The 22490-nt window shown below is 42.6% G+C and carries 18 protein-coding genes; 15 read left to right on the top strand and 3 right to left on the bottom strand.

Annotated features, from left to right (window positions below; translation table 11 throughout):
- Positions 1-78: 78 nt before the first annotated feature.
- On the top strand, positions 79-1182 hold the full coding sequence (locus EZV76_RS10130; RefSeq protein ID WP_136566433.1) for a fatty acid desaturase family protein: 1104 nt from the start codon (positions 79-81) through the stop codon (positions 1180-1182).
- 13 nt (positions 1183-1195) lie between these two features.
- Positions 1196-2380 carry a pyridoxal phosphate-dependent aminotransferase gene (locus EZV76_RS10135; protein ID WP_136566434.1) on the top strand — a complete coding sequence of 395 codons (1185 nt, stop codon included), beginning with the start codon at positions 1196-1198 and terminating at the stop codon, positions 2378-2380.
- 58 nt (positions 2381-2438) lie between these two features.
- Here EZV76_RS10135 and EZV76_RS10140 read toward each other — a convergent pair whose 3' ends face one another.
- Both EZV76_RS10140 and trkA read right to left on the bottom strand, forming a co-directional pair.
- Positions 2439-3929 carry a TrkH family potassium uptake protein gene (locus tag EZV76_RS10140; RefSeq protein ID WP_136566435.1) on the bottom strand — a complete coding sequence of 497 codons (1491 nt, stop codon included), beginning with the start codon at positions 3927-3929 and terminating at the stop codon, positions 2439-2441.
- Positions 3929-5278 (bottom strand): Trk system potassium transporter TrkA, encoded by a 1350-nt coding sequence (gene trkA / locus EZV76_RS10145; protein ID WP_136566436.1) that lies wholly within the window; start codon positions 5276-5278, stop codon positions 3929-3931. The genes EZV76_RS10140 and trkA overlap by 1 nt, the downstream gene beginning before the upstream one ends.
- A gap of 195 nt (positions 5279-5473) precedes the next feature.
- Between trkA and ubiE the strand changes: the two genes are divergently transcribed.
- Both ubiE and porT read left to right on the top strand, forming a co-directional pair.
- The gene (gene ubiE / locus EZV76_RS10150) at positions 5474-6202 is read left to right on the top strand and encodes a bifunctional demethylmenaquinone methyltransferase/2-methoxy-6-polyprenyl-1,4-benzoquinol methylase UbiE (RefSeq protein WP_136566437.1); all 729 of its coding nucleotides are present in this window, start codon (positions 5474-5476) and stop codon (positions 6200-6202) included.
- A gap of 4 nt (positions 6203-6206) precedes the next feature.
- Positions 6207-6905 carry a type IX secretion/gliding motility protein PorT/SprT gene (porT, locus tag EZV76_RS10155; protein WP_136566438.1) on the top strand — a complete coding sequence of 233 codons (699 nt, stop codon included), beginning with the start codon at positions 6207-6209 and terminating at the stop codon, positions 6903-6905.
- Between the two features lie 74 nt (positions 6906-6979).
- Here porT and EZV76_RS10160 read toward each other — a convergent pair whose 3' ends face one another.
- A complete protein-coding gene (locus tag EZV76_RS10160) occupies positions 6980-7696 on the bottom strand; it encodes a TrmH family RNA methyltransferase (protein ID WP_136566439.1) in 717 nt (238 codons plus the stop codon).
- A 24-nt stretch (positions 7697-7720) separates the two neighbouring features.
- Between EZV76_RS10160 and tamL the strand changes: the two genes are divergently transcribed.
- The 11 genes from tamL to EZV76_RS10215 all read left to right on the top strand — a co-directional run bounded on the left by tamL (position 7721) and on the right by EZV76_RS10215 (position 22474).
- Positions 7721-10312: a translocation and assembly module lipoprotein TamL gene (tamL, locus tag EZV76_RS10165; protein ID WP_136566608.1), complete on the top strand. Its 2592-nt coding sequence runs from the start codon at positions 7721-7723 to the stop codon at positions 10310-10312.
- Between the two features lie 60 nt (positions 10313-10372).
- Positions 10373-11440: a class II fructose-bisphosphate aldolase gene (fbaA, locus tag EZV76_RS10170; RefSeq protein ID WP_136566440.1), complete on the top strand. Its 1068-nt coding sequence runs from the start codon at positions 10373-10375 to the stop codon at positions 11438-11440.
- 28 nt (positions 11441-11468) lie between these two features.
- Positions 11469-12329 (top strand): acetyl-CoA carboxylase, carboxyltransferase subunit beta, encoded by an 861-nt coding sequence (gene accD / locus EZV76_RS10175; RefSeq protein WP_136566441.1) that lies wholly within the window; start codon positions 11469-11471, stop codon positions 12327-12329.
- Positions 12330-12450: 121 nt separating this feature from the next.
- Positions 12451-12720, top strand: coding sequence for a 30S ribosomal protein S15 (gene rpsO, locus EZV76_RS10180; RefSeq protein WP_136566442.1), 270 nt, complete (start codon positions 12451-12453; stop codon positions 12718-12720).
- 218 nt (positions 12721-12938) lie between these two features.
- Positions 12939-15179, top strand: coding sequence for a polyribonucleotide nucleotidyltransferase (locus EZV76_RS10185; RefSeq protein ID WP_136566443.1), 2241 nt, complete (start codon positions 12939-12941; stop codon positions 15177-15179).
- 164 nt (positions 15180-15343) lie between these two features.
- Positions 15344-16207, top strand: coding sequence for a sigma-70 family RNA polymerase sigma factor (locus tag EZV76_RS10190; RefSeq protein WP_072878578.1), 864 nt, complete (start codon positions 15344-15346; stop codon positions 16205-16207).
- Between the two features lie 162 nt (positions 16208-16369).
- A complete protein-coding gene (locus EZV76_RS10195) occupies positions 16370-17599 on the top strand; it encodes a sensor histidine kinase (protein WP_136566444.1) in 1230 nt (409 codons plus the stop codon).
- Positions 17592-18329: a LytR/AlgR family response regulator transcription factor gene (locus EZV76_RS10200; RefSeq protein WP_161594401.1), complete on the top strand. Its 738-nt coding sequence runs from the start codon at positions 17592-17594 to the stop codon at positions 18327-18329. The genes EZV76_RS10195 and EZV76_RS10200 overlap by 8 nt, the downstream gene beginning before the upstream one ends.
- 215 nt (positions 18330-18544) lie before the next feature.
- Positions 18545-20761, top strand: a complete 2217-nt coding sequence (locus EZV76_RS10205) for a DUF5916 domain-containing protein (protein ID WP_136566446.1) — start codon at positions 18545-18547, stop codon at positions 20759-20761.
- A gap of 67 nt (positions 20762-20828) precedes the next feature.
- Complete coding sequence (rpe, locus tag EZV76_RS10210) at positions 20829-21488, top strand: ribulose-phosphate 3-epimerase (RefSeq protein WP_136566447.1); 660 nt, start codon at positions 20829-20831, stop codon at positions 21486-21488.
- Positions 21488-22474, top strand: coding sequence for a YpdA family putative bacillithiol disulfide reductase (locus tag EZV76_RS10215; protein ID WP_136566448.1), 987 nt, complete (start codon positions 21488-21490; stop codon positions 22472-22474). The genes rpe and EZV76_RS10215 overlap by 1 nt, the downstream gene beginning before the upstream one ends.
- The last annotated feature ends 16 nt before the right edge of the window (positions 22475-22490 follow it).

Consider the following 22490-nt stretch of genomic DNA (forward strand, 5'->3'; position numbering starts at 1 on the left):
AAACAGGTAATTACCGTTCTTATGTTAAGGTGTTGGGCCTAAAAGCCCTATTTGGTTACCTTTGCTAAAATTTTTTTTATGGACAAAAGCACCATCCGGTTTTCAAGAAAGGATTCTGCACAATTCTTCAGGACCTTGAACAAAAGAGTTAACGAGTACTTCAATGAAAATGGAATAAAGAAAACCGGGAATTGGAAACTTCACTTAAAGACCATAGTGATGTTTGCCTTATTCTTGACCCCTTATTTTTTGATTTTAACCCTTAACCTTCCCTTCTGGGCCTATATTGTCCTATCCATTGTTATGGGTGTTGGAATGGCCGGAGTGGGCATGAATGTGATGCACGATGGTAACCATGGCGCATATTCCAATAAAAAATGGGTGAACAAACTCATGGGAAGCAGCATTTATATTTTGGCTGGTAACGTATACAACTGGCAGGTACAGCACAATGTATTGCACCACACCTATACCAATATCCATGAGCATGATGAAGACATGGAAGCTGGAAGAATTCTACGTTTTTCCGAACATGCCGAATGGAAGAAACACCATAAGTTTCAACACTATTATTCCATTTTCCTATATGGCCTATTGACCTTCAACTGGGCCGTGACCACAGATTTCCAGCAAATGTACCGTTACATGAAACGCAAGTTGAGCTACGGAAAGCTGCCCAATCCAGTAATCAATTGGAGTACTTTGGTCATTACCAAAATCATCTACCTGACCATTTGGATCATTCTTCCCATGATTTTTGGTGGTGTTACATGGTGGCAAGTGCTTTTGGGCTTCTTTATCATGCACTATGTGGCCGGTGTAATTTTGAGCGTTGTTTTCCAATTGGCACATATTGTGGATCATGCCGAAACGCCCCTTCCCGATGAAAGTGGAAACATGAAAAATACGTGGGCCATCCACCAACTCTTCACCACGGTGAATTTTGGCACAAAAAACCGAATCGTAAATTGGTTTACCGGCGGATTGAACCATCAGGTAGAACACCATATCTTCCCCAATATCAGTCATATCCACTACACAAAAATTTCCAAAATTGTGAAACAGACTGCCAAGGAATTTAATTTACCATACAACGAGTATAAAACTACCAGAAAAGCTATAATTTCGCACTTCAAACATTTGAAGGAACTGGGTAAAAACCCAGCACTTCAGTACCAGTAAAATAGCAAAATCAATGAGCAACCATCTATCTGACAGGATCAAGAACATGTCCACGTCAGCAACTTTGGCCATGGCTGCAAAAGCCAGGGAGTTACGAAATGAAGGAAAGGATATTATTGGGTTGAGTTTGGGTGAACCGGACTTCAATATCCCCGATTTTATCAAAGAGGCCGCAAAACAGGCCATTGATGACAATTTTAGCAGCTACACCCCTGTTGATGGTTATGCTGAACTGAAAAAAGCCATTTCATTAAAATTCAAGCGAGACAACAACTTAGAATACGGACCCAACCAAATTGTTGTGTCCACAGGAGCCAAACAATCCCTTTTCAATGTGGCCCTTGTGGTTCTAAATCCTGGGGATGAAGTAATTCTTCCTGCCCCGTACTGGGTAAGCTATAGCGATATTGTAAAATTGGCCGAAGGTGTTCCCGTTGAAGTAACGACCGGTATTGAAACCGATTTTAAAATGACACCTGCCCAACTGGAAGCGGCCATTACGCCAAAAACCAGAATGATTTGGTTCAGTTCACCTTGTAACCCCAGTGGTTCTGTTTACAGTAAGGCTGAATTGGAAGGATTGGCTGAAGTTTTGAGAAAGCATCCAGATATCTATGTGGTTTCTGATGAAATTTATGAACACATCAACTTTGCTGGAGGGCATGTCAGTATAGCTGGCATTGATGGAATGTATGACCGAACCATTACCGTGAATGGTGTTTCCAAAGCTTTTGCCATGACCGGATGGAGAATAGGATATATTGGCGCTCCCGAATGGATTGCCAAAGGATGTACCAAACTTCAAGGACAAGTGACCAGTGGTGCCAATGCTATTGCCCAACGTGCCGTCATTACCGCTTTGGAAGCTCCTGTGAGCAAAATCCAGTATATGATCGATGAGTTCCACAAAAGAAGGGATCTTGTATTGGAACTTTTGGGAGAAATCGATGGGTTTAACCTCAACGTTCCCGAAGGAGCTTTTTATGTATTCCCCGATATCTCTGCTTTCTTTGGAAAAACTTTGAACGGGACCACGATCAACAATGCTTCTGATTTTGCCCTTTACCTTTTGGAGCATGCCAATGTGGCCACGGTAACTGGGGAAGCTTTTGGAAACCCCAACTGTATCCGTATCTCTTACGCAGCATCAGAAAAAGAATTGAAGGAAGCCATCGCTCGCATCAAGGCAGTGGTCTAACCTACAACAACTTTATACCTTTAAAAGCCTCTTGTAGTATCAACTTCAAGAGGTTTTTTTATGTCTTCTTCCAGAAATAAGGAGTGAGGATAATCAAGACCGTAAAAAGTTCCAAACGACCCAACAGCATTAAGAAGCCACACCACCACTTCCCGGCAGGTGGCAAACTGTTGTAGTTGCTCACAGGGTTAAGGTCGCCAAAGGCTGGCCCCACATTCCCCAAGGATGAGGCAGCTCCACCTACAGCCGAAACAAAATCCAACCCTAAAAAGCCCAATACCAAAGAACCTATTATGAACAAAAGCATGTACAGAACAAAAAAAGCAATAACGTTGTACACGATATGTTCCGAAACGGTCTTTTCATTATAGCGAACCGGAATAATGGCATTGGGATGCAAGGTCCGTTTAAACTCCAAGATTCCATTTTTGATGATGATCAAATGGCGCATCACTTTAATCCCCCCAGCCGTAGATCCCGCGGAACCTCCCAAGAACATCAACCCAAAAAAGAAAACGGTTAAAAATGGGGTCCATGAGGTAAAGTCTGCCGTAACAAAACCAGTGGTAGTGATCACAGCTATGACCTGAAACAGGGCATGCCTAAAAGCACTTTCGGCTTCGCCCCAAACCATGGGATGAAAATCGGATACAGGCACATTACCCTTTAAGTAGATGCCCAAAGCGGCCAAAATAGAGAAAATCACCACAAAGCCGAAGTAGTATTTAAACTCTTCATCCCTCAAAATACGTTGCACCCTTCCTGTAAATGCAAAATAGCTGAGTACAAAATTGCTTCCGGCCAAGAACATAAAAACAATGGTAATATACTGAATAACGGGCGCGTTGTTCCAATAGGCCAAACTTGCATTTTTAGTGGAGAAGCCTCCTGTTGACATGGTAGCCAACGCATGGTTGATGGCATCAAAAAATGTCATCCCGGCCAATTTTAGCAATAGTGTTTCGGTCACAGTATACCCAAAGTAAATCAACCACAAGCGTTTGGCCGTATCCGTAATTCTGGGGTGAAGCTTATCTCCTCCCGGACCGGGTGCTTCCGCAGCAAACAACTGCATCCCCCCTATCCCCAAAAGCGGTAAAATGGCAATGGCCAACACAATGATTCCCATTCCCCCGATCCAGTGGGTCAGACTCCTCCAAAGCAAAATTCCTTCGGGGAGGGACTCAATATCGTCCAAAATGGACGCCCCTGTCGTGGTATATCCAGATATGGTCTCAAAAAAAGCATCGGTAATGGTGGATATAGATCCTGAAAAAAGATAGGGAAGCATCCCAGAGATAGACATGACCACCCAACCAAATGTTACAATAATATAGCCTTCCTTTCGCTTTACCTCTTTTTTATGTCCACGGGTATAGAACATGGCCATCATACCAAAAAGCATGGTTACAATGGCGGCCAGGGTAATATCCAATGTGGCGCCATCCTTATAGATGCCACTGGTAAAAGCGGCCAAAAGCATAAAAGAACCGTTGCATAGCAACAACAGTCCCATGATGTGAACAATGATGCGGGTATTGAGCCTCATTATAGAAACAGCTTTTCTATCCTCGGAATGGCCTTGGGCAAACAGCATACAACAACGCGGTCACCTTCAGTGATTCTAAAATCCCCAAGGGCAATGATTCCTTCTCCATTTCTGATGACCCCACCAATACTGGCTTCCCTAGGAAAGTTCAATTCTTTTATGATTTCTCCATTCACCAATGAAGAAGCCTTTACCTCAAATTCCAGAATCTCTGCATTTAGGTTGTTCAACCGAGTCAATGCAAGCACCTCTCCTTTTCGGATATATCGAAATATACTATTGGCGGCCAGTAGTTTTTTATTGATCAATGTATCCACCCCAATGGAATGGGACAACTGAAAATAATCCATGTTTTCAACAAGGGCAATGGTCTTCTTGATACGCTTGTTCTTGGCTACAAGACAAGACATGATATTCGTCTCGGAATTCCCGGTCACAGCAATAAAGGCATCCATGGATTCCAAACTTTCTTCTTCAAGAAGCTCGACATTTCTACCATCACCGTTGATGACCAAGGCATGAGGCAACTCATCGGCAATATCAAAGGCTTTTTCCTTATTTTTTTCGATAAGCTTTACATTGAATTTTTTGTTGCACAAATCCCGAGCCGTTTTGAAGCCTACCTTACTGCCCCCCAAAATCATCACATTTTTAATCTCTTGCTTTTGCATCCCGGTAAGCTTGTAAAGCTCCTCCACTCCCTTATCCGAAGTAATAAAATACACTTGGTCGCCTTCCTTGAACACCGTATCCCCCCTTGGGATTAGCGTAAACTGCGTTCCCATACGTTGCAGGGCAATCGGCATAAAGTGAAGCTCAGGAAAAATCCGGGCGGCTTCTTTTACCATTTTTCCAACAAACGGAGCCGTTTTTGGTAGGATTACCCCAAACATGGTCAACAATCCGCCTTCAAACTCATAGGTATCATTGAAAGCCGATTGGTTCAGCATCAACTGTATCTCCATAGCTGCCAATCGCTCCGGGGAAATCAATTCATCAATCCCCAATTCCTCAAACTTAATGAGTCCGCGATTGTCCATAAACTCCGTATTGGAAATCCTGGCTATGGTCCTCTTGCACCCCAACTGCTTTGCCAAGAAACAAAGGGTAATGTTTGTGGTTTCGGAAGCCGTCACCGCAATCACCAAATCCGAACCATCCACTTGGGCATCCCGAAGCACCTGAACCGAAGTTGCATCACCGCGGAGCACCCGTATATCCAAATGGTTATCGGCATACGTTAGGCTTTCCTTATCCGTATCAATCAACGTAATGTCCTGTGCCTCATAGGACAAAAGTTTTGCCAAATGAAACCCTACCTCACCAGCTCCTGCAATAATGATTTTCATTGATTGAAATAAGATGTGTTGTTAAATCGATTCAATTTGTGCCTTGTAAGTGACACAAAGAATAGTGACCGTGGCCTAAAAGACATATTCTTAGTATAATACGGAAAAAGTTCCCCGTTGCCCGGCAAAATTACACAATTTTTTTTGTGCACCTGCCATAAGGCTATATTGTATATTTGCCTGCAAAATCAGGAAATGTCAAAAAAAGTTACGCCATATAAGGAATCTGAACTGGGAAAAAAGGAACAAGTACGGCAAATGTTCGATACTATTTCTGGGGACTATGATGGATTAAACCGGGTAATTTCCTTCGGAATTGACCTTAAATGGCGCAAACGGATGGTAAAACTGTTGGCCGCCAAAAAACCACAATCCTTATTGGATATTGCCACTGGAACTGGCGATTTGGCTATTGCCATGACAGGGACGGGAGCTGAAAAAATCATTGGATTGGACATATCCCCCGGCATGTTGGAGGTGGGAAAGACCAAAATCAAGGAAAAAAATCTTCAAGATACCATTGAGATGATGGTAGGCGATAGCGAAAACCTCCCTTTTGAAGATCAAAGTTTTGATGCAGTGACTGTTGGGTTTGGGGTACGCAATTTTGAAAATCTTGAAAAAGGTCTACAAGAAATTCATCGGGTGCTCAAACCTGGCGGCACATTAATGATTTTAGAAACTTCAGTGCCCACCAAAACACCGTTTAAACAGGGGTATACCATTTATTGCAAGTGCATTCTTCCAGCCATAGGCAAGCTATTTTCCAAAGACCGTTCCGCATACACTTACCTGAGTGAATCGGCATCTGTTTTTCCACATGGGGAGGCTTTCAACAATATTTTGGCCAAAATTGGGTTTATAGGAATAGAGAACAAACCCCAGACATTTGGAGCAGCTTCCATTTATGTCGCTACAAAATAGTTTGATGAAAAACATCTTTCTTCTGTTTGGCCTGCTGGTGCTGGCATGCCCAACTTCCTCGGCCCAGTTTAGGGAAGACCCCATCCTTAACCTTCAGAACGAAGACAAAAAGTTTTTGAACTGGGGATACTACCTTGGGTTGAATCAATATGATTTTCAATTTGAGTACAAGAACGACATTGGCCGGGATATCTTGGTGAACAAAAGTATTGGCTTCAATGTGGGCTTGATTGGCGAAATGCGCATCAACGAGTTCTTGGATGCCCGTTTTGAGCCTGGCCTCTTGTACACCTCAAGAACTTTGGGTTTTCCTGGTTTTGCAAATGAAACCGATGCCATTCGTGAGGTGCGTTCCACTTACATTCGTTTTCCATTGCTCATCAAAGCCAGTACCAGACGTATTGGCAACTGGAAACCCTTTATCACAGGAGGCGTATATACTTCCATGAACTTGGGAAGCAAAGAAGATAGTTTGGACGATAACAGCAGTGGTGAGTTTAGGATGAAAAAGAATGTCTACGGATACGAATTGGGTTTTGGCATTGATTTTTATACCGAATACTTCAAGTTTTCACCTTCCATTCGTGGTGTTTTCGCTTTATCTGATGAATTGGTCCCGGATGACGACCCAAACAGTCCATGGACAGGAAACATTGAAGCCATGAGAACCCGTGGTATTTTCATTAATTTCACCTTTGAATAACAAATGAGATAGTTGGATAGTGAGGTTCAAAAAAATCCAAGAATCTTAGGACAATCATCCATAAATTCAAAAAACTATCTTCTAATCTCATTCAACAATATGGCCGTTGCCGTGGCTACATTCAAGCTTTCGGCCGTAGTTTCCCCATATTGGGGAATGGAAATTTGCGAAGTGATCAATCCACCAATAGTTTCGGAAATACCATTGGCCTCATTACCCATTACCAAAATCCCTTTAGTGGGTAATTTTTGCTGATATATTGAATTACCATCCATAAAAGCTCCATACATTGGTAATGATGTCTGTTTTAAGTACGCTTCCAAATCTGTGTAAACAATATTTACTCGGGCTATAGACCCCATAGTGGCTTGTAATACCTTTGGATTGTAGCATTCCACCGTATCCGAAGAGCAAATCAAGTACTTTATGCCAAACCAATCGCACAACCTAATAATGGTCCCTAAATTACCTGGGTCGCGTACAGCATCCAAGGCTAGCACCCAATCATCTTCACCAGTGGGCTTGGGGCTGGGCACCTTGAAGACCCCCAACACTCCATTGGGGTTGGACAAACTGCTCATCTGCTTCATATTTGCTTTTGAAACCAGTTTAGCTTCCTGAAAATGTTTTGCCTTTTTTTCTGTATCCACAAAAAGGTCAAGCAGTTGAATACCAGAATCCAACAGCTCATTGACCAACTTTTCACCTTCCACCACAAACAATCCATGTTGAGTTCGGTACTTTTTTTGCTTTAGGTTTACAACTAGTTTAATTTGGTTTTTCGTAACCATCTAAATCGTGTATTTTTGGCATCTATGAGGGGTTCTTTACGTCTATTGTCCAACTGGACAAAAATAGGGTTATTGTTGCTTATATTGATTGTGGCCGGTTGTAATACCCTTAAAAAAGTGGGGGAAGATGAATTGCTGCTCACAAAGAACTCTATTTATGTAGATGAAGAAAAGGTAACCGACAGTGACATCCGAAGTCTTATTTACCAAAAACCGAACAGCAATGTATTGGGATATCCATTGCGGCTCAACCTGTACAATTTGGCCAAGGAAAACCCGGATTCATCTTTTCAGGATTGGCTTCACCGAAAAGAAAAGCGTGAAAAACGTTTGAACAACTTTCTTTCCAAAAAACAAGTGAATCGACTACAAGAATCCTTTGTTGTAAAAGGGGCCAGCGATTTCCTAAAAAGAATTGGCGAAGCTCCTGTGGTCATTGATACGGCCCTATCCCAAAAATCCGTAAATAGATTGGAGGCCTATTATCGCAGCAAAGGATATTTTAATAATTCTGGGAGCTATGACATTGTTGAGGGCAAACGAAAAAAAAGAGCCGAATTGGACTATAAGCTCAATTTAGGGAAACCTTTTATCATTGATACCGTCCAAAAAAACATTACTTCTCCCGAACTGGATTCTGTTTATGATGCATCTTCCGACCTTACCCTTGTAAAAAAAGGAGATCAATTTGACCTTGCCAATTTTAATTTGGAACGGGAGCGTTTGACCACCCTTTTCAGAAACTCAGGGGTTTATAATTTCCAAGAAAGCTCCATTAGCTATGATATTCTCAGGGACACCACCCAACTGGCCGATGACCAACTAATGGACGTAAAGTTGAACATTAAAAAATTCAGGAGCGCCACGGACAGTTCCGATGTCAACAGCCCCTATAGAATCCATCGCCTAAAAAAAATAAACATCTATGCCGATTATTTGATAGGTGGTGGAACAGACTCCCTAAAGTCAATGGAGTACGACAATTATACCATTTTCTACAAGGACAAGCTCAGGTACAATCCAAAGGCATTGACCGATGCCATCTTTTTTCAGAAAGATAGTATTTATAGGGATTTGGACCGTATCCGAACCTACCGGCAGATTACCAACCTGAATACGTTCAAATATCCGAACATAGAGTTTATTCCGGATACTACCCAAGCCCAACTTATTTCCAACATTTATTTGGCGCCAAGACCAAAATTTTCCTTGAATCTCAACTTTGATGTCACACATTCCAACATTCAACAGGTAGGAACGGCTTTCAGTACATCGGTCATTACACGAAACGTGTTTGGTGGTGCCGAAACCTTAAATATTTCCGCAAGGGGCTCTATAGGTTTACTGAGTGATGCCGCTGCGTTCTCGGATGAACCTTTCACTTCTGAACTTGGAGGAGATGTCAACATTACTTTTCCCAGAATATGGTTCCCGTTCAATACCGAAAAGATTATTCCGTACTACATGCTTCCCCAAAGTAGATTGTCCGCAGGTACCAATTTTCAGCAAAATGTGGGATTGGACAAACAATCCCTTAACTCTGTTTTGTCATACAATTGGTCACCAACAATACAATTGAAACACAATGTGGAACTATTAAATGTTGAATTTGTTCGTAATACCAACCAAGGCAATTTTTACAATGTCTATAGAAACAGCTATAGAAGCCTGGATAATATTGCAGATGCTTTTGAAGAGGATCCACAATTTGCGGATTTCTTTGAGGAGGTCGATAATGAGGACGATCCCTTTAGGCTATCCATACCAGATGGGGCCAATGGATTTGTGGAAGCAGTGCTGAACAATCAAGTTCCACTGGACGAGGAAGAACGAAGTGAGGTAAACCGTATTGAGGAAAGGAGACAACGTTTGACCGAGAACAACCTCATCTTTGCATCAAACTATACCTTTTTTAAAAATAGTAGGGTTGATATCAACGATAACAATTTCTATCAGTTTAGGGTAAAATTGGAGGGAGCTGGAAACTTGCTCTCATTGCTTTCCAATGTGGTTCCTTATAATAAAAATGACCGCGACCAACTTTTGGTATTCAGTGTCCCCTTTTCCCAATACCTCAAAACAGAGGTTGATTTTATCCGCCACTGGGATGTGGATGATTCCAAGGTGATTGCCTTCAGGACTTTTTTAGGACTTGCTGTTCCCTATGGCAACTCGGACAACATTCCCTTTGTTAGAAGTTATTTTGGTGGAGGTTCCAATGACAACAGGGCTTGGAACGCATATGAATTGGGACCTGGAAAGACCGACAACCTCAACGACTTTAACGAGGCCAACCTAAAACTAGCCATGAATGTTGAATATCGTTTCCCCATTGCCGGTGATGTAAAAGGCGCGTTTTTTGCCGATGCAGGAAACATTTGGAATGTTTTTGACGATGAGGACAATCCCGATGCCATTTTTAATGGCTTCTCCTCATTGGCCGATATTGCCCTAGGAACCGGGATTGGCCTCCGCTATGATTTCACCTATTTCGTCTTCAGACTGGATACCGGATTTAAAACCTATGACCCATCCAAAGAAGGGTCCAATCGCTGGTTCAGTGGCTATAACCTTAAAAGTGCGGTTTTTAACATCGGAATTAATTATCCCTTCTAGAGTAAATATTTTATTACTTTTGTGCCCTAACTTGACTTATAAACGTAATCAACAAAAATTATGTCCCACAACATAAAACCGGGCGTTGCTACCGGTGATGAAGTACAAGCAATTTTTAACCACGCCAAAGAAAACGGGTATGCCCTTCCGGCAGTTAACGTGATTGGGTCCAACACCATTAATGCGGTATTGGAAACAGCCGCTTCGTTAAACTCGCCCGTTATCATACAATTTTCCAACGGTGGAGGTCAGTTCAATGCTGGAAAAGGTCTTTCCAACGAAAACCAGAGAGCTGCCATTCTAGGAGCCGTGTCTGGCGCCAAACATGTGCATCAATTGGCTGAAGCCTACGGTGCCACTGTAATTCTTCACACGGACCACTGTGCCAAAAAACTATTGCCTTGGGTAGATGGACTTTTAGATGCCAGTGAAGAACATTTTAAGGCCACAGGCAAGTCCCTGTTCAGCTCGCATATGATTGACCTTTCGGAAGAACCCATCGAGGAGAACATTGAAATTTGCAAGACCTATTTGGAGCGTATGAGCAAAATGGGCATGACCTTGGAAATTGAGTTGGGTATTACTGGTGGTGAAGAAGATGGTGTGGACAATAGTGATGTTGATGACTCCAAATTGTATACCCAGCCAGAAGAAGTGGCATATGCTTACGAAGAATTGTCTAAGGTAAGCCATAGATTTACCATAGCCGCTGCCTTTGGAAATGTACATGGTGTATATAAGCCAGGGAACGTAAAATTGACACCCAAAATCTTGAAAAACTCCCAAGAGTTCATCACCAAGAAATATGGTGTAGAGGAAAACCATATCGATTTTGTATTCCACGGAGGTTCTGGTTCCACTTTGGAAGAAATCAGGGAAGCTATCGGATACGGTGTTATTAAAATGAACATCGACACCGATTTGCAATATGCATTTTTGGAAGGGGTTCGGGACTATGTCCAAGAAAAATCAGGTTACCTTCAATCACAAATAGGAAATCCCGAAGGTGACGATCAACCCAACAAAAAGTTCTACGATCCGCGAGTTTGGCTGCGTGAAGGAGAAAAAACATTCTCTGAGCGATTGAAAAAGGCCTTTGAGGATTTGAACAATGTAAATACCTTATAAGACTTTCGTTTAATTTAATTTTGATTGCATGTCGTCTTGGTTTAAAAGAAAGGAAAAAGGAATTCAGACCACAACTGAGCAAAAAAAGGATACCCCAAAGGGATTATGGTATAAATCCCCCACTGGTAAAATAGTAGAGTCCGAAGACCTTGCCAAAAACTTCTATGTAAGTCCGGAAGATGATTATCATGTTAGGATAGGTAGCAAAGAATACTTTGAAATCCTGTTCGATGACAACAAGTTCAAAGAACTCGACGCCAACATGACCTCCAAAGACCCTTTGAAGTTTGTGGATACCAAAAAATATTCCGATCGCTTAAAAACAGTTCAACAAAAAACAGGATTAAAGGACGCCGTTCGTACCGCTGTGGGTAAATCCATGGGCAAGGATATTGTCATTGCCTGCATGGACTTCGGCTTTATTGGTGGATCTATGGGTAGTGTAGTGGGAGAAAAAATTTCCCGCGCCATAGATGAGGCCAAAAAGAGGAAAGTCCCATTCTTGATGATTTCGAAATCAGGTGGGGCCCGTATGATGGAAGCTGCACTTTCTCTGATGCAATTGGCAAAGACCTCAACTAAATTGGCCCAATTGGCCGAAGCTAAAATTCCTTACATTTCGTTATGTACCGACCCCACCACTGGAGGAACCACTGCCTCTTACGCCATGTTGGGAGACATCAACATTGCGGAACCAGGTGCTTTGATAGGTTTTGCCGGACCACGGGTGGTAAAGGACACCGTTGGGAAAGACCTTCCCGAAGGTTTTCAAACAGCTGAATTTTTAAAAGAACATGGGTTCTTGGATTTCATTTCCCATCGTAGGGACTTGAAAAAGAAAGTAAATCAATATATAGACTTGATCACCAATCAGCCTATCAGAAAATAAGAAAAGCCCCGAACTAGGGGCTTTTTTGTTTACTTTCCCTTCAAATTCAAAAAAAGGACTTATCTTTGCACGCTGATTGAAAGTCAATCAATACATAAAAATCATTTAAATAAATATTGGAATGTATTTAACAAAAGAAGTAAAAGCCGAGATTTTTAAAAAACACGGCGGCTCTGAGAGCAACACCGGTTCTACGGAAGGACAAATTGCTTTGTTCACGCACCGTATCAACCACTTAACTGGTCACCTAAAAAGAAACCATAAGGACTATAACACCGAGCGTTCTTTGGTGGCGTTGGTAGGTAAAAGACGTAGTCTTTTGGATTACCTAAAGAAAAAAGATATTGAAAAATACCGTGCCTTGATCAAGGAACTTGGTATTAGAAAATAAAAACGATGGGGAGGCTTTGGCTTCCCCTTTGTTTTAGTTGGACGAACTCCAACGACTTAAAGTCCCATTGGATTGGGCAAACACAAAAAGCTTCAAATAGTTTTTCATTGGTCAGTGCCGAGAGGCAAACACAACAACAACACAACCCGACCGTCCGGATGACGGTAGACCAAATGTTTAACTGCCCGTATCTTTTTTAACGGGTAAGACTAATTCTTATGATTCCAAAAACTTTTAAAGAGGTCATTGACCTTGGTGACGGTAGGGAAATCTCTATTGAAACCGGAAAATTGGCGAAACAGGCCCATGGCTCTGTAGTAGTCCAATCAGGCAAATGTATGTTGCTATGTACAGTTGTCTCCAATTATCAAGCTTCGGATGTGGATTTCTTGCCACTTACCGTGGATTATCGTGAAAAATTTGCCGCTGCAGGACGTTATCCTGGCGGATTCTTTAAGCGTGAAGCAAGACCCAGCGATGGTGAGGTATTGACCATGCGTTTGGTAGACAGGGTATTGAGACCGTTGTTCCCAAAAGATTATCACTCTGAAACCCAGGTGATGATCCAATTGATGTCTCACGACGAAAATGTAATGCCCGATGCCATGGCAGGTTTGGCCGCTTCTGCAGCCATCCAATTGTCTGACCTTCCTTTTGAATGTCCAATTTCCGAGGTTCGTGTAGGTCGTGTAGATGGTGAGTTGATCATCAACCCAACCATGGAGCAATTGAAAAGCTCCGATATTGACATGGTGATTGGTGCTTCTGAAGATTCTGTGATGATGGTGGAAGGCGAAATGAGTGAAATTTCCGAAGAGGAAATGGTGGAAGCCATCAAATTTGCCCACGAAGCCATTAAAGTTCAATGTGCCGCACAGGTTAGATTGGCCGAAGCTTTCGGTAAAAAAGAAACCCGTGAGTACGAACCTGAAGTTGAAGACGAAGATCTTCAAAAGAAAGTATACGACTTGGCTTATGACAAAGTATACGCTGTAGCCAAAGCCGGTTCTTCCAAAAAAGAGCGTAGCGAAGCTTTTGCTGCTATCAAAGAAGAAATCAAAGCTACTTTCCCCGAAGAAGAATTGGAAGAAATTGGTGGTTTGGTTTCCAAATACTACCACAAGGCCGAAAAAGAGGCCGTTCGTAATCTAACCTTGGAAGAAGGACTTCGTTTGGACGGTCGTAAGACCACTGACATTCGTCCTATCTGGTGCGAGATTGATTACTTGCCAAGCGTTCACGGTTCTTCCATCTTTACCCGTGGTGAGACCCAAGCATTGGCCACCGTTACTTTGGGAACCTCAAGAGAGGCTAACCAAATTGACATGCCATCTTACGAGGGCGAAGAAACATTCTATTTACACTATAACTTCCCTCCTTTCTCCACTGGTGAGGCAAGACCTATCCGAGGTACTTCACGTAGAGAGGTTGGACACGGAAATTTGGCACAACGCGCCCTTAAGGGCATGATTCCTGAAGATTGCCCATATACCGTTCGTGTGGTATCCGAAGTATTGGAATCCAATGGATCCTCTTCTATGGCAACTGTATGTTCCGGTACCATGGCATTGATGGATGCAGGTGTTCAATTGAAAAAACCAGTTTCTGGTATTGCCATGGGATTGATTACTGATACGGAGTCTGGCAAATTCGCCGTACTGTCCGATATCTTAGGCGATGAAGACCACTTGGGTGATATGGACTTTAAGGTAACTGGTACCGAAGATGGTATCACCGCTTGCCAAATGGACATCAAGGTAAAAGGTCTTTCCTATGAAATCTTGGTGAAAGCCTTGATGCAGGCCAAGGATGGAAGATTGCATATTTTGGGCAAACTAGTTGAAACCATTGCCGAGCCAAGACCTGAAGTGAAGTCTTATGCACCAAAAATCATTACCCGAATCATTCCTGGTGAATTCATTGGAGCATTGATCGGTAAAGGTGGTGAGGTTATTCAAGATCTTCAGAAGAAATCCAAAACTACCATCGTGATCAACGAAGACCCTGATACCGAAGAAGGTATTGTGGAAATCTTGGGTACCGATCAAGATGGCATCAACATGGTATTGGCCAAAATAGATGCGCTTATGTTCAAGCCTGAAGTGGGCAGCATTTATGAGGTCAAGGTCATCAAGTTGTTGGATTTTGGAGCCGTTGTGGAATATACCGATGCCCCAGGAAACGAAGTATTGCTACACGTATCTGAATTGGCATGGGAACGTACTGATAAAGTTACCGATGTCATCAACCTTGGAGATGTTATCGATGTAAAATATTTCGGTATCGACCCCAAGACCAGAAAAGAAAAGGTTTCTAGAAAAGCTTTGCTTCCAAAACCTGAAGGATATACCGAAAGACCACCGCGAAACGATAGAGGTGGTGATCGCAGAGGCGGCGGTGATCGTAGAGGTGGTGACCGCAGAGGTGGTGATCGCGACAGAAAACCGAGAAGGGATTAATACCCCATCCTTTATAAGAATAAAAACCCCGGGATTTCCGGGGTTTTTGCATTATTAAGAAATGTTTTACAAAAAAAATGCATCAAAATGTAACTTTTACTCTTTTTCTACGTATAACTTAATGAGCTTCGGTTCACAAATTTAATTTGAAGGAGAAATTTTAGATGAGACAGTTAAAGATTACAAAGCAGGTTACCAATAGGGAAACCGCATCGTTGGACAAGTATTTACAGGAAATTGGCAAGGTGGATTTGATCACTGCCGATGAAGAAGTGGAACTGGCACAACGTATAAAAGCGGGAGACCAAGTGGCCTTGGAAAAATTAACCAAAGCCAACCTTAGATTCGTGGTTTCTGTTGCAAAACAGTATCAAAACCAAGGATTGACCCTACCTGATTTGATCAATGAAGGAAATTTGGGATTGATCAAGGCAGCACAACGTTTTGATGAAACCCGTGGATTCAAATTTATTTCCTATGCGGTATGGTGGATTCGTCAGTCCATCCTACAAGCTTTGGCGGAGCAATCACGTATTGTACGTTTGCCCTTGAACAAAATTGGATCCATCAATAAGATCAACAAGACTTTTGCGTTCTTGGAGCAAGCCCATGAACGTACTCCATCTGCCGAGGAAATTGCCAAAGAATTGGACATGACAGTGGAAGATGTAAAGCAATCCTTAAAAAATTCTGGTCGTCACGTATCCATGGATGCCCCATTGATTGATGGTGAGGATTCCAACCTATATGATGTACTCCGTAGTGGTGAGTCGCCAAACCCCGATAAGGAGTTGTTACACGAATCACTTCGCACTGAAATTGAACGCGCCTTGGAGACCCTAACACCCAGAGAAGCCGATGTTATAAGGCTTTACTTTGGTTTGGCTGGACAGCACTCGATGACCTTGGAAGAAATTGGAGAGACTTTTGACCTTACTAGGGAAAGGGTTCGTCAGATCAAAGAAAAAGCTATCCGACGCTTGAAACACACCTCCAGAAGTAAGATTTTGAAGACATATTTAGGATAAAACGCAAGATTATATCAACAAATTACAGTTAAACAAACCTTAAATTTGTTTTTTGGCAAGAAAGTTGTAATTTGTAAACCTACAACAGTTTATCATGACTGTTCGTTTTTTGATTGATGAATAAACTCCGGCTGATTACCGGAGTTTTTTCATTTATGGCTTTTGGTCAAACTAAGGGTATTTACGGCAAAAAAGCGGTTATCCACGGGAATTTGGGTTTGTAATGAATCCTATTTTGTACTTTCATCTTCAAAATTGTTGACCTCAAAGGCAAGTTTCCTTGAAAATGCCCAAGAGGAAATGAATCGAGATATGATCGAGAGGATACTCAGCGCTCAGAACAGAATCTATTACCACATTCTTTTTTGGTTGGGCTACATTTTGTTCTATACCGTTCTATGGGGTAGTTACGAGGATAATTATTGGGACCAATTTCAGCAATTGCTGTTTTTGCTGCCATGGAAAATTATCCCCACATACATTACGCTATATTACCTGATGCCCAAATACCTATATCCAAAACGCATGACCATGTACATTGGGCTATCCATAATTTTGGCTTTGGCCATGGCTCTGATAGACCGCTATATGAACTGGAGGTATCTCTACCACTGGTTCTACCCAGAAGAGGAACATTGGAAAACCCCAGTTTTGTACCTCCCAAAGATATTAAACTCCCTCATTGCCGTTTACACTCCCGTTTTTGTGGCTATGGCCATTAAACTGCAGCGTTTTTACTACCAGAAAGAACAAATCAACCAAGCGCTGGTAAAGGAAAAAATGGAAACCGAGCTTAAATTTCTAAAAGCGCAGATACACCCCCATTTTCTCTTTAACACATTAAACAGTATTTATTCCCTTTCATTGGAGAAATCCTCCAAAACCCCGGATGCCGTTCTGGGACTGTCCAAATTCTTGGACTATATGCTGTACGAATGCAACGACCGGTTCATCACCGTGGAAAAAGAATGGGAAGAGTTGATGAACCTCGTGGCTCTGGAGCAATTGCGATATGGGGACAAACTTACCATTTCCACCCATATTGAAAATGATAGCAGCGAGACGTTTATCCCTCCCCTTTTGTTGCTCCCCTTTGTTGAAAATGCCTTTAAACATGGGGCAGATACACTGATTGACGACTCTTATATTTCCATTGAATTGAAACTCGTCAACCAACAACTTCATTTTGTGGTAGAAAACAGTAAATCTTCCATTGAGGAGGACAATGGATTGGATACCGATAAAAACATCGGCCTAAAAAATGTAAAAAGAAGACTGGTCCTTTTCTTTCCCGATAAGCATCAACTGGATATTCAGGAAGAACCTGATCGTTTTTTGGTAAGTTTGAACATAGACCTCAGTGGCATTAATGCGCAAACTGCCTATGGATAGAAAAATCAGATGCATAATTGTTGATGATGAGCCCTTGGCCAGAAAGGTATTGGTGAAGCTAACCGAGCAGATAGACCAACTGGAAGTGGTAGCGGTATGTGCCAATGCGGTTGATGCGTTTTGTCATCTTCAAAAGGGGAACATCGATTTGGTTTTTTTGGATATTAAAATGCCCAAAATAAATGGCCTTGAGCTTTTGGAGTCCCTCAACCCGGCCCCGTTGGTCGTCTTCACCACCGCCTATCGCGAATTTGCCATCAAGGCATTTGAACTGGATGCCATTGATTATCTCCTAAAACCCATTTCCATGGGTAGGTTTATGAAAACCATTGCAAAAGCAAACAAATTCTTGTCCGGTCAATCCACTTCCAAAACCGAACAACATCCTCCCGAACCCAAAACGGTTGATGAACCAGAGCAATTATACATCAAAACACAACGAAAGGTCATTAAATTGGACCTTTCCCATATTACCTATTTGGAAAGCTTGAACGATAAGGTCATCCTTCATACATCCAACAATGAAATAACGACCTCCCAAAGGATTGGTCATCTTGCAGACAAACTGCCCAAGGAACGGTTTGTACGTATCCATCGTTCATTCATGATTGCCGTGGATAAGGTATCCGCTTTTAATAGCATCATGGTGGAAATCAATGGAAAGGAACTTCCCATTGGCAGAAATTATCGATCGCATGTTTTGGACCTTCTTCAAAAAGAATTGGATTAATCAAACACTTATTTTGGCATCTTCGTTGTTAAGTATTCCTTAAATCAGCCGTGAATGCTTTTCGCGCAACCTATACGTACAACTTTGATACGTTTTCGGCACCAAACTCCCTCCAAACGACATTTACGTGTATTGCTTTGACATTCCCCAAAATTGCTTGACAATGATGTTAGGGTTACTGTTCTTTGAAACCATCATCAAAAAACGAGCAGTTCATGAAAAGATTCTGGGCCGCATCCTTATTGTCATTGGTCCCACTTGTAACCGTATCCCAAAATGGCGGTGGTAATACAAGGGCTTTATTCAAATATCAAATTCGAAAAGCTACGGAGCCCATTGCGTTGGATGGAACGATTGGGGAAAAAGAGTGGGAGCACCATCAACTAGCAACCAATTTTTTCAATCATTGGCCCAATGATGAGGGGCAGGCCCAGAATCAAACTGAAGTACGGGTTACGTATGACCATGAGAATGTCTATATCATGGCCAAATGCTATGATACAGGTAGACGTATTATACAATCACTGGTGCGCGACAATGACGATGATTACTGGGGAAGTGACAACTTTTCGGTGGTCCTGGACCCTGTAAATACCAAACAAAGCGGATTGCTGTTCGGGGTTACCGCTGGGGGATCCGAGCTGGAGGGCAGTTTGGTCATTGAGGATGGACAAACATGGATGTCCCCGAATTGGGACAATAAATGGTCCTCTAAAACCGCACAGTACGCTGACTACTGGGTCGCAGAAATAGCCATTCCCTTGAAAACATTGCGCTACAACCCCAACCAACGGGATTGGGGCATTAATTTTATACGTGGAGACAAACAGAACAACGCCTATACCACTTGGACCCAGTTTCCCGTAAACTTCAATGGCGTGAGCATCAACTATATGGGAACCTTGGAATGGGACCAAAGTCCTGAAAAAGCTAAGGGAACCTTTATTTTGAATCCCTATGTCACCAGTTCTTCAATACGTGATTTTGAGGACAGTGAACAACAAGAGGCCGAGCTCAACAATGACCTTGGTGGTGAGGTAAAAGTGGCCTTGACCAGTAGTTTGAATCTAGATCTTACCCTATTCCCTGATTTTTCCAATGCCGATGTGGACCAACAGGTGACCAACATTACCCGCTTTGATATTTTTTTACCGGAGCAGCGTAACTTCTTTCTGGAGAACAATGACATCTTCTCCAATTTTGGCACATACGATATTAAACCTTTCTTCTCCCGGAGAATCGGTATCATGGAAGGCAAAGCCATTCCTATTGATTTTGGAGGCAGGCTAACCGGGAACATCACCCAGAACCTACGGGTTGGGGTCATGAATGTGCAGACCCGGCGCACGGATGAATTTGCGGCACAGAACTACAGTGTTGCAGCTTTTCAGCAAAAAGTATTGCAGCGTTCCGCCATCAAGGCATTGTTCATCAACAGGCAGGCCACCAGTACCACTTCGGAGATGGAGTATTCCAGAAATGCAGGGTTGGAGTTCAGTTATATTTCCGAGAGCGGCAAGCTCAACAACACCTTCATGTACCATACTTCCCTGACCCCAGAAAACTTGGAGGACACCCATTTTTATGGTTTTACGGGAAACTATCTGACCAAACGGTTCAGAACAGGATGGCTACTCAATATTGTGGGCGAAAACTATATCACAGAGCTTGGGGTTAATCCTCGGTTGGAAAACTATAATGCCTTGACCGAGGAAACCGTAAGACTTGGTTATACCCTATTCAATCCTTGGGTACGTTATCTTTTCTTTCCTGAAGGGGAGAATAGTAAATTAAATTATCATGGACTACGGACCTGGAACAATCTCTATCTCAATTCCGATGCTAGCTTTAATGAGCTTGAGAACAATCTTGCCTACGATTTTGAATATCGGAATACTGCTAAACTCAACTTGATAGGTCGATACCAGAAAGTAGACTTGCTCTTCCCCACCGAATTGATCGGGGATGAATTCACTCCAATTCCCATGGGCAATTATTCCTTTGCCCGATTTGATGTACAGTACAGCTCCGATGTTCGCAAAACCGTTGTATGGAACACCAATGTAGGGTATGGCCAATTCTTTAACGGCACCCGCCTAGGAGCCATGTTACAGGGTTCGTTACGGTTTAGGCCTTGGGGCACCTTTGGCCTCACCTATGACTACAACGACATCCGTTTGGCTGAAGGATATGGGGAAAAGGATCTGCATTTGGCCCGATTCAATGGAAACATAAGCTTCTCCAACAAGCTTTTTCTCACCAATGTGGTCCAGTACAATTCCCGGGACAATAACTTCAGTGCATTTTCCAGATTGCAATGGCGTTACAGCCCCATGTCCGATATATTCCTGATATACAACGAGAACCATGACACCGAAGGTCTGGGTATCAAAAACAGGTCCATGGTACTGAAGGTTACCTATTGGTTGTAGCAAATGAGCGTTTGACCCCATAAAGCCAGATCATTTGCTTATTTTTGTATCAGCTTTTAACGATCAAATGCAGAAAAAATTAGTTGCTCCCTCCCTATTGGCATCAGATTTTGCCAATTTACAACGCGATATTGAAATGGTGAACCAAAGTGATGCCGATTGGTTTCACTTGGACATCATGGACGGTGTGTTCGTTCCCAATATTTCATTTGGAATGCCCGTGGTACAGGCCATGGCCAAACATGCCCAAAAACCTTTGGATGTACACCTGATGATCGTTGATCCCGATCGCTACATCAAAACCTTTGCGAAACTGGGAGTGCATCATTTAAGCGTGCACTATGAGGCCTGTCCCCACCTACACAGAACCCTTCAGGCGATAAAGGCCGAGGGCATGAAAGCCGGTGTAGCCTTAAATCCGCATACACCCGTAAGTTTACTGGAGGATATCATCCAAGATATCGACATTGTCATTGTGATGAGCGTGAACCCCGGTTTTGGTGGGCAGAGCTTTATCGAGAATACCTATCAGAAGGTAAAAGACCTCAAGGCACTCATTGAACGGAAAAACTCCAATGCCCTTATCGAGATTGATGGGGGTGTAAATGATGCCAATGCCAAAAAACTGGTGGATGCCGGAGCGGACATTTTGGTGGCGGGCAGCTTTGTCTTTAAAAGTGAGAATCCCACCCAAACCATTAAAAGGTTGAAAGAAAAAATTGCATAATGCAGGATTTTGATGTTGTCATTATTGGAGGGGGACCCATTGGCATTGCCTGTGGTCTTGAGGCCAAAAAACAAGGGCTCACCTATGTAATCATTGAAAAAGGACCCATTGTAAATTCCTTGTTCAACTATCCAATAAACATGCAGTTTTTTTCTTCATCGGAGAAACTGGAAATAGACGACATCCCCTTTATCAGCAAAGAAGCCAAACCCAAACGCAATGAAGCGCTGGAGTACTACCGAAGAATTGTGACTTCCAATCAACTCAACATCCACCTTTTTGAAAAAGTACTGAATGTGGAGCAAAAGGCAACTTCCTTCAACATAAAAACGGACAAGGACACCTACAAGGCCAAAAACGTTATTGTGGCCACAGGTTTTTACGATCTACCCAACAAAATCAATGTCCCGGGAGAGGATTTACCAAAGGTTTCCCACTATTACAAAGACCCTCATTTTTATGCCAGTCAAAAATTGGTCGTGGTGGGAGCAAGCAATTCCGCCATTGATGCCGCCTTGGAATGCTGGCGGAAAGGGGCCGAAGTCAACTTGATCATTCGAGGTCCCGAAGTGGGTCAACGCGTAAAATATTGGGTGCGTCCCGATATCGTAAATCGAATTGAGGAAGGTAGCATAAAGGCCTATTACAATTCCACCGTGAAAGAAATCACGGAAAGTGAAGTCGTTATAAACACTCTCCAAGGTGAAGTTACCTTGACCAATGATTTTGTATTGGCCCTGACCGGGTACATGCCCAATTTTGATTTTTTGGAAAAACTGGGCATCCAACTTTCCGAAGATGGCAAAAGGCTACCTACCTACGACCCAGAAACCATGGAAACCAATATTCCTGGATTGTTTTTGGCTGGAGTAATCTGTGGAGGGATGGAAACCCACAAATGGTTTATTGAAAATTCCCGTATCCATGCCCCCATCATCATGAAGGCCATCAAGCAAAAAATGGCCTTGGAAGATAAGACATCCTAAAACGTCCAAAATTTTG

This window comes from Flagellimonas alvinocaridis (genome assembly GCF_004916895.1).
GTDB lineage: Bacteria > Bacteroidota > Bacteroidia > Flavobacteriales > Flavobacteriaceae > Flagellimonas > Flagellimonas alvinocaridis.